General features: G+C 54.8%; 11 protein-coding genes and 1 tRNA gene. 7 read left to right on the top strand and 5 right to left on the bottom strand.

Annotation, left to right across the window (positions count from 1 at the left end; translation table 11 throughout):
* The first annotated feature begins 225 nt into the window (after positions 1–225).
* Positions 226–1752 (top strand): UbiD family decarboxylase, encoded by a 1527-nt coding sequence (locus ACWIUF_RS06765; protein ID WP_448571526.1) that lies wholly within the window; start codon positions 226–228, stop codon positions 1750–1752.
* A gap of 37 nt (positions 1753–1789) precedes the next feature.
* Here the strand turns inward: ACWIUF_RS06765 and ACWIUF_RS06770 are convergent, their stop codons facing one another.
* From ACWIUF_RS06770 to ACWIUF_RS06780, 3 genes are all read right to left on the bottom strand, one after another.
* Complete coding sequence (locus tag ACWIUF_RS06770) at positions 1790–4531, bottom strand: DEAD/DEAH box helicase (RefSeq protein WP_448571527.1); 2742 nt, start codon at positions 4529–4531, stop codon at positions 1790–1792.
* Between the two features lie 317 nt (positions 4532–4848).
* Complete coding sequence (locus tag ACWIUF_RS06775; protein ID WP_448571528.1) at positions 4849–6054, bottom strand: homospermidine biosynthesis protein; 1206 nt, start codon at positions 6052–6054, stop codon at positions 4849–4851.
* Between the two features lie 3 nt (positions 6055–6057).
* Entirely contained in the window at positions 6058–6300 is a 243-nt protein-coding gene (locus tag ACWIUF_RS06780; protein ID WP_448571529.1) for a hypothetical protein, read from the bottom strand.
* 433 nt (positions 6301–6733) lie between these two features.
* On the opposite strand from ACWIUF_RS06780, the gene ACWIUF_RS06785 reads away from it, so the two are divergent.
* A tRNA-Val gene (locus ACWIUF_RS06785) sits at positions 6734–6807 on the top strand.
* Between the two features lie 79 nt (positions 6808–6886).
* On the opposite strand, the gene ACWIUF_RS06790 is transcribed toward ACWIUF_RS06785, so the two are convergent.
* Positions 6887–7222: a hypothetical protein gene (locus tag ACWIUF_RS06790; protein ID WP_448571530.1), complete on the bottom strand. Its 336-nt coding sequence runs from the start codon at positions 7220–7222 to the stop codon at positions 6887–6889.
* A gap of 326 nt (positions 7223–7548) precedes the next feature.
* Between ACWIUF_RS06790 and ACWIUF_RS06795 the strand changes: the two genes are divergently transcribed.
* The 4 genes from ACWIUF_RS06795 (at position 7549) to ACWIUF_RS06810 (ending at position 13190) form a co-directional block, all read left to right on the top strand.
* On the top strand, positions 7549–8301 hold the full coding sequence (locus ACWIUF_RS06795; protein WP_448571531.1) for a biliverdin-producing heme oxygenase: 753 nt from the start codon (positions 7549–7551) through the stop codon (positions 8299–8301).
* 162 nt (positions 8302–8463) lie between these two features.
* Positions 8464–9861, top strand: a complete 1398-nt coding sequence (gene hemN / locus ACWIUF_RS06800) for an oxygen-independent coproporphyrinogen III oxidase (RefSeq protein ID WP_448571532.1) — start codon at positions 8464–8466, stop codon at positions 9859–9861.
* 277 nt (positions 9862–10138) lie between these two features.
* Positions 10139–11233, top strand: a complete 1095-nt coding sequence (rlmN, locus tag ACWIUF_RS06805; protein ID WP_448571533.1) for a 23S rRNA (adenine(2503)-C(2))-methyltransferase RlmN — start codon at positions 10139–10141, stop codon at positions 11231–11233.
* 1300 nt (positions 11234–12533) lie between these two features.
* Positions 12534–13190, top strand: a complete 657-nt coding sequence (locus tag ACWIUF_RS06810) for a calcium-binding protein (protein ID WP_448571534.1) — start codon at positions 12534–12536, stop codon at positions 13188–13190.
* 369 nt (positions 13191–13559) lie between these two features.
* Here ACWIUF_RS06810 and ACWIUF_RS06815 read toward each other — a convergent pair whose 3' ends face one another.
* Complete coding sequence (locus tag ACWIUF_RS06815; protein WP_448571535.1) at positions 13560–13766, bottom strand: glycogen debranching protein; 207 nt, start codon at positions 13764–13766, stop codon at positions 13560–13562.
* Positions 13767–14218: 452 nt separating this feature from the next.
* Here ACWIUF_RS06815 and fba point away from each other — a divergent pair, with 452 nt between their 5' ends.
* A complete protein-coding gene (gene fba / locus ACWIUF_RS06820; protein ID WP_448571536.1) occupies positions 14219–15301 on the top strand; it encodes a class II fructose-bisphosphate aldolase in 1083 nt (360 codons plus the stop codon).
* Positions 15302–15618: the final 317 nt, after the last annotated feature.

Here is a 15618-nt window from a genome sequence, read left to right on the forward strand (position 1 = left end):
CCTCCCGCCACCCTCACCCCCCATATCTGGCGCAATCCCGATGACCAAACCCTAGGGGCCTTGGGCCGGAATTACCCCCTTCTGGTGGCACGGGGTTAAGGCGAGGGGGCGCACGAGCCTTTGCCAGGACGATCGGCGGCGTGCCCACGGTCGATCCCCATCCCCAGCCTGAACATCGCCCCCAACCCGGCATAATAGAAAACGGGCACTTAACAAACCTTTACTATGGCCAGAGATCTGCGGGGATTTATTCAACTACTCGACCAACGGGGACAACTCCGGCGCATCACCGCCCCCGTCAACCCCGATCTGGAGATTGCCGAAATCGCCAACCGGGTACTGGCTGGGGGGGGACCGGCCCTCCTGTTTGAAAACGTTCAGGGGTCGCCCTATCCCGTCGCGATTAACCTTCTGGGAACCGTCGAGCGAATCTGCTGGGCGATGAATATGGAACACCCCTTGGAACTGGAGGCCCTGGGGCAAAAGTTGGCCCTCTTGCAACAACCCAAACCGCCGAAAAAACTAGCCCAGGCGATCGCGTTTGGTCAAGTCCTCTTCGACGTGCTGAAAGCCAAACCGGGCCGGGATTTTCTCCCCCCCTGTCAGCAGGTTGTGCTTAAAGGTGACGACCTCGATCTCAGTCAGATTCCGATGATCCGGCCCTATCCCGGCGACGCGGGTAAAATCATCACCCTGGGCTTGGTTATCACCAAAGATTGTGAAACCGGCACCCCCAATGTTGGTGTCTATCGCCTGCAACTGCAATCTAAAACAACGATGACGGTCCATTGGCTCTCGGTGCGGGGGGGCGCACGCCATTTGCGCAAAGCGGCGGAACGGGGCCAAAAACTGGAAGTCGCGATCGCCCTGGGGGTTGATCCCCTGATCCTGATGGCCGCAGCGACCCCGATTCCCGTGGATCTCTCGGAATGGCTGTTTGCGGGTCTGTATGGCGGTTCTGGGGTCACGCTGGCTAAATGTAAAACGGTGAATTTAGAGGTGCCTGCGGACTCGGAATGGGTTCTGGAAGGGACGATCACCCCTGGCGAAGTGCTGCCCGATGGTCCCTTTGGCGATCACATGGGCTACTACGGGGGGGTGGAAGATTCGCCCCTGATCCGCTTCCACTGTCTCACCCACCGGCAGCGACCGATCTATCTCACGACCTTCAGTGGCCGTCCGCCTAAGGAAGAGGCCATGATGGCGATCGCCCTCAACCGGATTTACACGCCGATCCTGCGGCAACAGGTGCCGGAAATCGTGGACTTCTTCCTGCCGATGGAGGCCCTGAGCTATAAGGCGGCTGTCATCGCGATCGACAAAGCCTATCCCGGCCAAGCCCGTCGCGCTGCTCTTGCCTTCTGGAGTGCCCTGCCCCAGTTCACCTATACTAAATTCGTCATCGTCGTTGATAAGGACATCAATATCCGCGATCCGCGCCAGGTTGTTTGGGCCATTACCTCCAAGGTTGATCCCGTGCGGGATGTGTTTATCCTGCCCCACACGCCTTTTGATACCCTCGACTTTGCGAGTGAACAAATTGGCCTTGGCGGTCGCATGGGGATGGATGCCACCACCAAAATTCCCCCCGAAACGGACCACCCCTGGGGCGAACCCCTGGTTTCTGATCCGGTTATGGCGGCCCAAGTCGATCGCCGCTGGGCTGAGTATGGCCTCGCAGACCTGCAATTGGGGGCAGTTGACCCAAACCTATTTGGCTACGAAATGCCATCCACGATCCCTCAGCCTTAATCGGAAACCGCTGTACAGCCGTTCCCTCTCTCATGAGTTAATCGATCGCCTCACTCACCGGGAATCGATCCATTTGTTGCATCGCTTGATAGGCCCGAATACGGAGTGTTTCAGGGATGTGGGGAACGTGGGGAATTTGGGAGAGAAAATCGAGGGTACGGCGGAGAATTCGGACAATATCGCCCTCATCCAGGCTGGTTTGCGCGCAAAAATCAGCCCACCTGGTGGGATCGGTTTCATCCCCCTCACAATTGGCCCACTGCTCCACGATCGCGGCGATCTCAATATCCCGCCAGGTATAGGGCAACACCGGAATGGCCACCCCATGCCGTTCCTGTATCCGGATCACCTGTTTGCGTAACTGCCAGAGGTCAGCCAGAACCTGTTCAACCTCGTTGGATAATTCGTAGGCCACCCAGCTATCAGGCCGGGAATATTCGGTCACCAGGGCCGCACAGGCCGCTGCAAAGTGGTGGGGCTTGAGGTCTTCCAGATAGCCCGAAAGCAATGCCAGACAAAGCCACAGTTCATTGTCGCCCCGAATCGCCGAGGCCGACTCACCCAGGGGCGTGGGTTTATTGTCCGCTAAACAGTCAAAGTGTTGCAGGACCGCAATCAGACGCAAAAATTCTTCCCAGTAGCGGTGCAGTTGGCGATCGAGTTTGGTTTGGCGATCGTGGATTTCGGCTTGCAGATTTAATAGCCGTTGCCGTCGCTTGGTGAGCGTACCAATATTTTGCCATTGCCGCACCGGATGGGCCTCCACCTGGGCTGACAGCGCCTCGACGGCATCCTGCTGGGCCTTGAACGCCGGCACTGTTTCCCAAAACGCGAGGTGTGGCCCTAGGCGGGCGATCGCCCCCCGCACCTGTTGACTGATGCCCTCCGTTTCCCCATCGCCAGCATGGGAATACCCTGGTTTAAGGGTCATTGCCGGGGGGACCATCAGGTGATCGACCGCACGCAAGCGCGGCAGTTCCCCGTGCAGCCCCAACACCTCCGCAATCGCTACCACATGCCAGCGGTTATCTGCCCCCAAACACACCAGGTAGGGAGACCGTCCTGCCCCCGCGACCTTAGTTACCAAGACAGCGGGCAGACAATTGAGCTGACTAAATTCCGGTGTTTGGTGCTTACCCATCACCCGCAGATTGAGACTGAGAATGGTTCCCGCAACGGCAAAGGCGAGGGCATCGGCCAAATCGCGGGTGCGGGACTCCTCAGCCTGGAGTTGGAGGATTTTCAGTAACCGCTTGGCTTCCTTCAGCTTGCCGCGCAATTTTTCATACTCGGCCAGCAGATCCCAGTCCACATCGGCTAATTGGGCCTGGAGTTGTTCCAGTTCGTCGGTGAGATCATTAATCGCTTGCTTTTGGGGCAAGAAATCTTCATTCACCAGATAGCGGCCAAAACTGCGCTCCACCAAATCCTGGGCTTCGGCCAAGCTGTGGGTTTGCAGCAGGTTCAGAACCATGCCATAGCTGGGGGTAAACTGGCTCTTGAGCGCATCCGCCCCGGAGGTTGCCAGGTAGGCCGCTTCTTTGGCTCCCTCGAAAGCCGTCTGTACCGTTACCACATAGCCCACCTCATCCATGCCCCGCCGCCCCGCCCGTCCGGCCATTTGCAAAAATTCCGAGGCATTGAGCAACCGATGGCCGCGATCGGTGCGTTTGGACAGGCTAGAGATGACCGTTGTCCGAGCGGGCATATTGATCCCCGCCGCCAACGTTTCCGTCGCAAAAACGACTTTGATTAACCCTTGCTGGAATAGCTCCTCGACAAGTCCCTTCCACGCGGGCAGAATCCCAGCATGGTGGGCGGCAATGCCCCGATAGAGAGCTTCCACTTGCCCGGCTCGACCGGCTTCGGGGTTTTGTTTCAAGAAACTATCGATTTGCTCCTTCAGTTGTGCGGCTTCTGCCGCCGTTACCAGGGATAGATCGCCGACATCCTGCACCGCCCGATCACAGCCTCGCCGACTAAAGATAAAGTAAATCGCCGGGAGCATTTGCCGTGCTTGCAGGTGTTCTAACACCGCCCTTAACTCTGGTGTATTCGCTCGATTTGCCTGCCGAGTATCCTTCGTCGATCGCTTGGATTTTAGCCGGGGATTGATGGCCTTGTTCGTATCATTCAGTAGGGGAAACAACCCCTTGGTATTGCAAAAATAAAACTGGAGCGGTACCGGACGGAAGTCGGAATAGATTAACTCGGTGGGACCATGCACCTGGTCGATCCAGGCGGTCAGTTGGGTGCTATTGGCGATCGTCGCCGACAGGGCCACCAGTTGAATATCGGGCGGACAGTAGATGATCGACTCTTCCCAGACCGTACCCCGCTGGGCATCGTTCATGTAGTGGCACTCATCCAACACCACGGCCTCCACCCCTTGCAGGGAGGTTCCCACTGCTCCGATCGGCGTGCCGTAGAGCATATTGCGGAAGATTTCCGTCGTCATCACCAGGATCGGCGCATCCCGGTTGATCGAGACATCCCCCGTCAGCAACCCGACGCGATCGGGGCCAAATTGGTCGCGAAAATCCCGAAACTTCTGATTCGATAGGGCCTTGAGTGGCGTGGTGTAAAAGACCCGTTTGGCTTGGCTGAGGGCGCGGTGAATGGCATATTCCCCAATCAGCGTCTTCCCCGAACCCGTCGGCGCACAGACGACGACAGATTTCCGCGCATTCAAGGCCGCGATCGCGTCGTATTGAAAATCGTCGAGCGCAAATGGAAATAGTACTTTCAGATCAAGTGGACTGGGAACAGCCGGACTCACCCAAACACCTCAGCGTTAACGGGATAGCAATCAGCCAGCGGTAGGGCTGCTTTAATGTCTAGTCTAGTCGTCTTTGCCAACTTTATCGCTACGTTGGGGACGAGTGGTCTGTCAAGCTTAAGATGCTTGCTCGCGACTGGTTTAGCCCAAACAGATTATTTCCCCGGTCATCCTGAGAAGCTCTCTTTGACAACTCCCCGGCCTAAAGACGCGGGGATTCTTGGCTCACAGGGTTGTCTTAGACATTGCCCTCACCAAGCAGCGCCATGTCGGGAGGAGCGATCGTTGTTACCAACTACCGTCATCCCTGAGCCTCCCTAGCGCTGCCGAATGGGAGTCCCGCAGGGATAGGTGGCAACGGGGATCGGTTTCGGCGCAGTATCCGGCACCCGCACAGGGGTGATCGTTGCGGTTTCGGCTTGCATCAGCCGCTGGGCTGCTTGATAGTCCCGTTGGAGGGTAGCCACCAATTCCGCCCGCCGATCGTAGAGTCGCTTCAGGGGACGCGGTTGGCACTGCTGCATCGTGTAGGCGCAGATAATGGGCAACGCGATCGTGCTGTCGGTATAGCAAACGATCGTATTGGGCAACTCATCTGGATCGACCTTGCCCCAACTCACGGCCTCGCTGGGGGTGGCTCCGGACAGGCCCCCCGTATCCGGACGGGCATCGGTAATTTGCACAAAGTAGTCGTGGCCCCGTTCCTCTAAACCCAAGACTTCATGCAACTGGGGCTGGGTTTGCAGCAGGAAATTCTTGGGACTGCCGCCGCCAATAATCACCGCTGCGCTCTTGCCCTCAACGCTAGGAATATCGGAAGTGCGCGCCCCGTAGACGATCGCGGCTGTTTCGTTCACATCCAGCGAAGGATCAAGAACTAACTGCGATCCCTCTAGGGCAAGGGCGGCCACATTCATCCCGATCGAGCTATCCCCTGGGGAGGAGGTATAGATGGGAACCCCACACTCATAGGCGGTGGCCAGCAGGCAGGAGTTTTGTAAGCCTAGGCGCTGCTCAACTTCCCGGACATAGCGGCCAAGCAGATAATGGAATTCGGCGGTGCTCATGCGCTTTTGGAAGGGGGCCGATCGCAGCAGTTCCCGCAGGAACGCATCGGTTTCCAACAGCACGTCGTAGTCAAACACGATGTCATAGATCCGAATCCGCCCTTCCTGCCGCAGTTTGACATCATCGGCAAAGGGGCTGCCGGCATACAGGTTCATGCCCAGCCCGTAGTGCAGATCGTGGTACAGGTTGGCCCCCGTGCTGATAATCCAGTCCACAAAGCCGTGGCGAATCAACGGGGCCAGGACGCCCACGCCAAAGCCGGCTGGGGTCATCGCGCCCGATAAACTCAGCCCCACCGTCACGCCGGGTTGCATCACCTGCCGGGTCAAAAGGTGACAAATCTCGCGCAACCGAGCCGAGTTATAGGCGGTGAAGTAGCCATCAATCAGATCCGTAATGCCAATGCTGTTGGGCATGGGAGCCGGGGCAATCTTGTAATTCAGCGTTTTCGACATGATTCACACTCCCGTGTCGATGAAGGGCGTACTGGGTGAAGAAATGTAAAGTTGCTTCGGACGAGACTTGCTCTGGGGGGCCATCAGGGTATGCGCCCAGCGATACGCCACCGGCATCACGCCGCGCTCACGATCGCATCCGCCTTGCTCCCCCAGCCGACGAATACGGCGCTGGGCGATCGTGAGCGCCACAGGGATACGAAAGGCAAATCGCGACGGGGGCACACACAAACCGTGTTTCCCCATTGCTCAGGCGGGTTACTAAGCAAAGCTCATCCTGTTGATCGACCGAGTTCGCAATCTCAGGGCCAGACGTGAAGGGAGAACGGCACAGGGCCATTGACGACCGTCGGCGCAGAGTTGGGCGAACCTAGCAGTTACAGGCCGATCACATCATACTAGGCGCTTCACAGCGATCGACCCACGACAGGGCTGGGTCACACTGACGCTTCCGCTTTAGTTTCATTTCCAGGTACCACAGGAGTTGCCAGGGGTACCATACAAAGCAGATGTTGTTCAAGGCGTTAGTCACAGGAACAATGCACACCCCCCACTCTAGCACCTCTGGGAGTGGTCAGTGATACGGATTCGCAAAAAGTAGCACGGGAAAATTTTGAGCCAATGGGTGTGACCTCTAGGCAAGGGCGATCGTCTTCTGCTATAGTGGAAGGCCGAGTGCGGACGCATAGCTCAGTTGGTTAGAGCGCCACGTTGACATCGTGGAGGCCACTGGTTCGAGTCCAGTTGTGTCCATCTAGGTTTCAGTCCCCAACCCCTTACCCCGTAACAGGTTAGCGGTTTTTTAGTATGGGCATACTTGGATATACCTGCATCAGACTGGGTAGCAGTTTGGGCACGAGTTTGGGCACACCCTGAGAAATCGGGTAGGGTCTTCAAGGGGGATGGCGGCAAAGCGATCGCGCCACGGGTTGGCTTCACGATAGGTGGTGTCCCAAAGTGTGTCGGGGGGGTACTGGCTGATGGGGCTTTCAGCCCCGGTTTGCATGTCGATCTGGTAAATGCCAAGGCCGTTGGTGGTGTAGGCGAAGCGGGTTTCGAGTTTGGCGGCGTAGTGTTTGGCCTGGGCGACACCTGCGGTTGTGGGGAGGTCGCGGCACTTGGTCGCGATGACGGCGAGTTTGTGGCCGCGATATTGGCGCCAACTCATTAAGTTATATGAAGCCAATTTTATTTTGCCGCTTCATCGCTATACAGTTATTAAGTGTTGACGCGTGGTGCGTCTTGGCTCAGTCGCGAATCCTCCAACCCTACCGTCCGCTGGGTTCTGGGGCTGCCCACCGACAACACTTGGGACTGGCTCTAGCTCAATCAGTTAGAGTCCCGTCCCTGCACCGGATCGTTTGGGGTGGCTGGCGACCAGCTAACCGCAAACGTGCGATCGCGGACTAGGATGTCGTAGTCCGCCCCCTGCCTTGAGTTTTTCAGAAGGTTTTGGAATTTCTAGCCCTACTATTTGGACATCAGGTCTTCAACATGAGTATTGACTTAGCAACCCAGCTACGGGAAGGCACCAAACACTCACATACAGCAGCAGAGAATACCGCCTTTATGAAGTGCTTTCTCAAGGGGATTGTCGAGTGGGAACCCTTCCGCAAGTTGATCGCCGATCTGTATTTTGTTTACCGCACGTTGGAGGCAGAAATGCAGCGGCATCGCGATCATCCTGTTGTCGGTCCCATGTATTTCCCGGAATTGAATCGGGAAGCCAATCTTGCCAAGGATCTGGCCTTTTATTATGGTAATGACTGGCAGAACGAAATTGAAGCGTCGCCGGAAGGGATCAACTACGTCAACCGGATTTTGGCACTTGCTAACACGGAACCAGCCCTCTTGATTGCCCATGCCTATGTACGGTATATGGGAGATCTTTCCGGTGGACAAAGTCTGAAAAATATTGTGCGATCGGCGCTGAATCTACCTCCTGATAAGGGAACTAGCTTACATGAATTTGATCAAATTCCTACAGTAGAAGCTCGCCGTGCCTTTAAGGGTAAATATCGCGATGCATTGAACAGTTTGCCAGTGAATGAAGCGCTGGCTCAAAAAATTGTTGACGAGGCGAATTTAGCCTTTCTGATGAATCGTAATGTGATGCATGAATTGGAACCCGCTGTGCGAGCCGCCATCGGTGAACATGTGTTTGATCTGATTACTCGTCAAGATAAACCGGGCAGCACTGAACGGGCACCCGGTAGCACTTCGGTGGAACTGGTTGCGGCTGAATAAAGTGATACGGCTGATTACCCAAGTCTCATAAGAGACCAATGAGCAACCACCCAGGCACGAAGGTCACTAAGCAAGCACACAGTTCGTTCTTGGTGTGCCTTTGTAACGTCGTGTCTTAGTGGTTTAACCAATCCCTAATTCCCCTTCAGAAACCTAACACCTATGCAACTGCTATCCCACACCGTTGAATTTGATGCTGGCCTGCTGCGCAAATACGATCGCCCTCTGCCTCGCTACACCAGCTATCCCCCCGCCACTGAGTTGACCGAATCTTTCCAAGAACGGGATTTCCGAGGTGCGATCGCGGTTGGGAATTATAAGCAAACACCCTTGTCACTCTACTGTCACATCCCTTTCTGTGAAACGGCTTGCTATTTCTGCGGCTGTAATACGGTCATCACCCAGCGCAAGGAAGTCGCTGTCCCCTACCTAGACTACCTCCAACGCAATGTTCAGCAGATGGCTGAACTGGTCGATCGCGATCGTAAGGTGCATCAACTGCACTGGGGCGGGGGTACGCCCAATTATCTCTCCCTGGAGCAGGTGGAAACGCTTTGGAATACCCTCCATCAACACTTTACCTTTGCCGATCGCGCTGAAATTTCCATCGAAGTCAACCCTCGCTACCTCTCAAAGGAATACGTTTATTTCCTGAAGAACCTAGGTTTTAATCGCATTAGTTTTGGCATCCAGGACTTCGATCCGAGGGTACAAGAAGCTGTCAATCGCATTCAGCCGGAAGCGCTGCTGTTTGAAGTTATGGGCTGGATTAAGAATGCCGGTTTTGAAAGCGTTAACGTAGATCTGATCTATGGATTACCCTACCAAACCCTGGAAACTTTTCAGAACACGATCGCTAAAACCCTACAACTTGATCCCGATCGCATTGCCGTCTTCAACTTTGCCTACGTGCCCTGGATGAAGCCGATTCAAAAGCGGCTCCCCGCACAGGCCCTACCGCCCGCCTCGGAGAAGCTGGAAATCCTGAAGATGACGATCGCCGAACTCACGTCGCAAGGCTATGTTTTCATTGGCATGGACCACTTTGCTAAACCCAATGATGAACTGGCGATCGCGCAACGGCAAGGCGACCTGCACCGCAACTTCCAGGGCTATACCACCCAACCGGAATCGGATCTATTGGCCTTTGGTATGACTTCGATCAGCATGTTGCAGGATGTCTATATCCAAAACCACAAGCGAATTAAGGACTATTACCGGGCGATCGACCATAACGAACTGCCCATTGAGCGGGGAGTGACCCTCGATCGCGAAGACATCATTCGCCGCACGGTCATCATGGAACTCATGTGCCAATTTCAACTGTCTAAAGACGATCTCGAGGAGAAATATCATCTCAATTTCGATCACGATTTTGATGAGTACTTCGCCAATGAGAAATTTGATCTGCGCCTATTGGAAGCAGATGGTTTAGTTGAACTTTCACCTAATAAAATTCAAGTAACGCCTGCTGGTCGTTTATTGATTCGCAATATTGCCTCGGTCTTTGATACCTATCTGAAGCAGCGGCAAATTGAACGGTTTTCTCAGGCTGTTTAGGGTAAATACAGCCGTTCCCTCTCTAAAATAAAGTACGGTGAAGCCTTGCGAACAAGGGGCTTAAGCCCCTTGTCTGTACACCACCGGGTATGGAAGGGCTGTATCCTAAACTCGCTGAAGGGGGAACGTCTGAAACAGTCACTACATTTCCCGCGATCGCCACCAACTGCCAAAATCTTCAATAACGATTCGGACGAGGGAGAGCATAGCCTTTACTATAGAAGGCGGACCCGTTGATCCACATCTCCCCGTATCCCCCACCTGTTTAACCCTCACCATGCCTGCGCCCAGCCCAACGTCCCTGTCGTCCCCGATCGCGGCCCTCCCTGATTCACCCCTCCTTGGCCGATCGCGGCAGGACCTGCTGCAATGGGTTCAGGCCCAGGGCCAACCTGCCTATCGCGGCCAGCAATTACACCAATGGCTCTACCAAAAAGGGGTGCGATCGCTAACGGAGATTTCCGTTTTTCCTAAACAATGGCGAACGGAGCTAGCTGCGGTACCCGTAGGACGATCAACCCTCTATCAGCGTTTACCGGCTCCGGATGGTGCTGTCAAGTATTTGCTCCAGCTAGCCGATGGCCAACTGCTCGAAACCGTCGGTATCCCCAGCGAGAAGCGACTGACGGTGTGCGTCTCCTCCCAGGTTGGCTGCCCGATGGCCTGTGAATTTTGCGCCACGGGTAAAGGGGGGTTCCAACGGAATCTGGCCTGTCATGAAATTGTTGATCAGGTACTCACGGTTCAGGAAGATTTTCAGCAGCGGGTCAGCCACATTGTCTTGATGGGCATGGGTGAACCCCTGCTGAACCTAGAGGCGGTCCTAGCCGCGATCGCCTGTCTAAACCAGGAGATCGGCATCAGTCAACGCCATATCACCCTATCTACCGTTGGCATCCCCGGTCGCATTCGCCGTCTGGCGGACTATCACCTGCAAGTTACCTTGGCTGTCAGCCTCCATGCCCCAGATCAAGCCCTACGGGAGCAACTGATTCCCAGTGCCCGCGCCTATCCCCTCGCCGACTTGCTAACCGAATGCCGGGAGTATGTGCAGATCACAGGGCGACGGGTAACGTTTGAATATATCCTCCTGGCGGGTGTAAACGATCGCCCAGAGCAGGCAATCACCCTCGCCCAACACCTGCGCGGGTTTCAAACCCATGTCAACTTGATTCCCTATAACCCGATCGACGGTGCAGGCTTTCAGCGCCCCGAGCGCGCACGGGTTCAAGCCTTTGTGGCGGCACTGCAAAAACACCATATTGCCGTCAGCGTCCGCTATTCCCGTGGTCTAGAAGCGGCGGCGGCCTGTGGCCAACTGCGCACGACCCAAGGGAGGGCGATCGCCCAAAGCCCGATCGGGCAACGATAGGGATATGCCGTTGGCTTTGACCTGGTGGACATAGAGTCCAGGCGCATACGCCTCAACCACGCGACCACTCTGGTCACAGGTAATGAGCAAGTAATCGCAAAGCGAGCACTGTGTCCGGGTCAGGTTCTGATCCGGACACTGGTGGCGCTCAGCAGGACTGCCACAGTTGGGACAATTAACAATTTGATAAGCTGGCATCTCAAAACCTCTCGGATTAAAACTAATGACAATCAAAGTACCGATTTTCCAATATCGCGTCAGTTCTAGGCAGTAGCACCTCAGCAACTGTTTTCGTCTGTTTTAGGCTAAAAAAGGCAGCTTACGACCAGACTGGGCAACCAGCCAACTAGCGGACAGTAAAAATGAGTTGTTAATAAAAAATGGCATCATGCGTAACTACCCCTTACGTTGCTTTGCGATACTTCACCCTCCTAATACAGAGACAAAGAATTGATCATTATAATATACACTACCATATCCTTTAGCATACTGATTTTCAAGAGAAGATTTTATGCACAATGATGATCTCTAACGGCAATTTTAATGATTCAACATTAGTGTAGCTTATTTTTGCGGCAGTTAAATTTTATCAAAAATTAAGATTAGAATGATACCTGGGGATCACGGTTAAGGAGTCCCCGGCGAGGGTTAAGCGAGGATCGATCTAGAAAAATTGTAACGGATTGTCTTTTTTTATTGTTAGATAGGAGAGATTTTCATCTCTACAAAACGGTTGTCTGAACACGGTTACCTGAGCCGTGAATGTTCTCCCTCTAGGGCTGTCTGTAAAACCTCAAAAAGGCCATTCTGATCATCAGGAGAAACCGGGGAGGCCAATGTTTCTGTAACGATGTCTATAGTTGCGCCAGTGAGGGTGCGAAATCAGGAGGATTGTGGCTGTAGTTTTTCCCTAGCCTTCAGAGGTTATCGCCAGGCCCAGACTGGCTAGCGGAGAAAGGGCGGCTTAGTCAAGGTCAGAATTCTCCCTAGTCTCTCAGACTCACCTTAAGGGTGATGACAAAACCATTCTTGTTGCGCATACAGAGCCTTTAGCCTTTATTTCCTAACGCGATCGTCGTGTCCTGAGGCTCTCTACGGGCTGGCGTACGGCCTAGATACTGCTTTATTAAGAAAAAACAAGTATTCTCCAAAACTGAATCAGCAGTAGGCTACATCCATAGGGTGGGAACTTTATGAATCCTTAAAAGTCTCATGGGCACAGCCTCATCCGCGTGGTGAGGGGTCCGGTCAGGTTTAAATTCAAAACGGTTTTATTGATCTTGCAAGGAGAATTCGCAATATGGCACTGACACCCGATCTGAATAATGGTCGTTTGCTGGGTACGGTTGGTCCCGACAATGTCATTTTGTCCTTTGGACAATTGGCACCGTTCCGCCGGGGCGTTTGGCTCCTGGGGGGCAACGATACCCTGATTGGTTCAGCAGATAACGAGTTGATCCTGGGCAATCAGGGGAACGATAGCCTCGATGGCGGGGGCGGCGTCGATCGCATTCTTGGGGGTAAAGAGAATGACTTTATCAACGGCGGCGATGGCGATGATACCCTACGGGGTGATCTCGATAACGACACCCTGATTGGGGGCAACGATACCCTGGTTGGGGATGTGGGTCGGGATACCCTAGATGGGGGAGCTGGCACCGATCTCCTAGTCCTTCGTCGCGATCTGGCCGATGTGGCGGTGGGCAATGTCGATGTGCTGCTGTATGACGATGCCCAAGACCTGATTGGCCTGACCGGCGGGCTAACCTTCTCCGATCTCACCTTTATCAATGCCGGCAATATTGCGGGGGGTGCTGGCGACGATGTCATTATTCGTCTGGCTGATGGTCGTGCCTTGGGCGTAGTGGCTGACACAAACATCGGAGACCTAACCGCCGCAGACTTTATCGGTGTTACGGACGAACAACTCAATGTGCTCTGGACAACCGGGGCCTAAGCGGTCAGAGGCAGGCAACTCACCAGTGCGGGGGAAATCTCATCGGTGAGGCTAATCCCCCGACAGCCAGGACTTGTGGGGGAGGCGTCGGGTGTATCCCAGTTGGGCGGCCCTCACCCTACATCCCTTTCCCAAAGGGCGAGGGACTTCAAGATAACGCCCCTTCGACCCGTGGGACAAAGGGCTGGGGGATGCGGGCCATGCGCCTGGAATGGCCAATTCGGGATGCACCCTAGGCGTCCCACCGGCCCCGCTCACTGACACTTTGCGGGAGACTGGTCATTTTTTAGGATCATCTCGCCTGCCCCGCTCCCTGACACCTTGACAAGCAGAGGCCCATCCGACGGCTCACTGAGCGAACTTATCGAGTTAGTTAAGTTTTAGGGCATTAACCGGAACCTCATCCCAGGCCGGGACTGTGCGGAGACGGGCAATCCAACCTTCGGCTTTCTGCTCTGGTGTGAGATTGCTCTGGAAGGACTCATAGCAAGCTTGGGCTTGGGCCTCGTCACAACAGGCAATGCAGGCATAGACCAAGCCAGAGGGATCAAGTTGTTCGTTTACCCAAATGGTCATTGGCGATCGCGCCCCCACACTAACAATCTACTTGCGCGATCATCCTAACGCGATCAGAACTACCGTGGACCAACGGTTTGCTACCCGATCGTCGCCCAGGCCTTGAGCGGCCCCCAGCACTAGACCGGAAGAACCTAGAGCTGTGTCAAGCCTACAATGCGTGTTCTCAACCCGTTCAGCCCGAACGGATGAGTCTTGCTCACCCAGAGAAGCTCTCTGTTGAAGGGGCCTGGAGCCTAGGTGCAACCCATCCCATTAGGCATGACAGACCATCCGGGCATTCTAACGACCCAACGGCCTAGAGAGGACAACGAAGCGAATAGGTAACTGGCAAACTGAGGGGATTTTGTCCAGATCGCAACGGTCAGCGTTAAAGTATCTTAAGATTATTGTAATGATCACGTTTGTTGAAGACGAACTAGCTGACCCCAACGAATCCAGGAGGAATCTCTATGGCGCTTGTACCAATGCGGCTGTTGTTAGATCACGCGGCTGAACATGGTTACGGCATTCCGGCATTCAATGTTAACAACATGGAGCAAATCCAGGCCATCATGCAGGCTGCACATGAAACCGACAGCCCCGTGATCCTGCAAGCTTCCCGTGGCGCTCGCTCCTACGCTGGTGAAAACTTCCTGCGTCACCTCATCCTGGCGGCAGTGGAAACCTATCCCCACATTCCCATTGCCATGCACCAAGACCACGGTAATGAGCCAGCAACTTGCTACTCGGCCATCAAGAACGGCTTCACCAGCGTGATGATGGATGGTTCGTTGGAAGCAGACGCCAAAACCCCGGCTAGCTATGAATATAACGTGGCGGTTACCAGTGAAGTGGTTAAGGTAGCCCACGCGATCGGGGCTTCGGTGGAAGGGGAACTCGGTTGTTTGGGTTCCTTAGAAACGGGGATGGGCGAAGCGGAAGATGGTCACGGTTTTGAAGGTAAGCTGGATCACTCGCAACTGCTGACCGATCCGGATCAGGCAGTTGATTTTGTGCTGCAAACCCAGGTGGATGCGCTGGCGGTGGCGATCGGGACCAGCCACGGGGCCTACAAGTTCACCCGCAAGCCGACGGGCGAAATTCTGGCCATCAGCCGGATCGAAGAAATCCACAAACGTTTGCCCAACACCCACTTGGTCATGCACGGGTCGTCTTCCGTTCCCGAAGATCTGTTGGCCCTGATCAACCAGTATGGCGGCACCATCCCTGAAACCTACGGGGTGCCCGTAGAAGAAATCCAGAAGGGGATCAAGAGCGGTGTGCGTAAGGTGAATATCGACACTGATAACCGCTTGGCGATCACGGCAGCGGTGCGCGAAGCGCTGCAAAAGAATCCTAAGGAATTTGACCCCCGTCACTTCCTGAAGCCGTCGATCAAGTACATGCAAAAGGTGTGCGCCGATCGCTACCAAGAATTCTGGACAGCGGGTAACGCTAGCAAGATCAAGCAAGAGTCGGTGGATGTCTACGCGATTAAGTACAAGAAGGGCGAACTGAATCAAGTGGCCGCCCAACAGGCCGTCACCGTCTAGTCATGCCTCTGGGCGTGAGCCACTAACTCTATCAATCGTTTTTATGGGAAGTGGAGTGCGTCAGCGCTCCATTTTTTTGGCGATCGCCTGCTCCCACAGGGAGAGGGGTGAGAGCTACCGCACTCAGCCATGCAGAGATTACCGCTGGGGTGGATTGAGCGATCGCGATCGTGTAGCCAGGGTCTCACCTTGCCAAAGGACGATCGTCGGATTCAAGGTTTGCAACTGGGTGCCTGGATAGTAGAAGTTTAAAATTCGCGCATGGGGCCAGCCGAGGTCGGCCAAGTGATAGGACCCGGTTTGACTCATGCCCACCC

Source organism: Trichothermofontia sp., from assembly GCF_053493415.1.

Excerpts from the sequence above, each read along its gene's own strand:
- ACWIUF_RS06790 (WP_448571530.1), bottom strand. The coding sequence starts at position 7,222 with ATGAGTTGGCGCCAATATCGCGGCCACAAACTCGCCGTCATCGCGACC.
- ACWIUF_RS06795 (WP_448571531.1), top strand. The coding sequence starts at position 7,549 with ATGAGTATTGACTTAGCAACCCAGCTACGGGAAGGCACCAAACACTCA.
- ACWIUF_RS06765 (WP_448571526.1), top strand. The coding sequence starts at position 226 with ATGGCCAGAGATCTGCGGGGATTTATTCAACTACTCGACCAACGGGGA.
- ACWIUF_RS06775 (WP_448571528.1), bottom strand. The coding sequence starts at position 6,054 with ATGTCGAAAACGCTGAATTACAAGATTGCCCCGGCTCCCATGCCCAAC.
- rlmN (WP_448571533.1), top strand. The coding sequence starts at position 10,139 with ATGCCTGCGCCCAGCCCAACGTCCCTGTCGTCCCCGATCGCGGCCCTC.
- ACWIUF_RS06780 (WP_448571529.1), bottom strand. The coding sequence starts at position 6,300 with ATGGGGAAACACGGTTTGTGTGTGCCCCCGTCGCGATTTGCCTTTCGT.
- ACWIUF_RS06810 (WP_448571534.1), top strand. The coding sequence starts at position 12,534 with ATGGCACTGACACCCGATCTGAATAATGGTCGTTTGCTGGGTACGGTT.
- fba (WP_448571536.1), top strand. The coding sequence starts at position 14,219 with ATGGCGCTTGTACCAATGCGGCTGTTGTTAGATCACGCGGCTGAACAT.
- hemN (WP_448571532.1), top strand. The coding sequence starts at position 8,464 with ATGCAACTGCTATCCCACACCGTTGAATTTGATGCTGGCCTGCTGCGC.
- ACWIUF_RS06815 (WP_448571535.1), bottom strand. The coding sequence starts at position 13,766 with ATGACCATTTGGGTAAACGAACAACTTGATCCCTCTGGCTTGGTCTAT.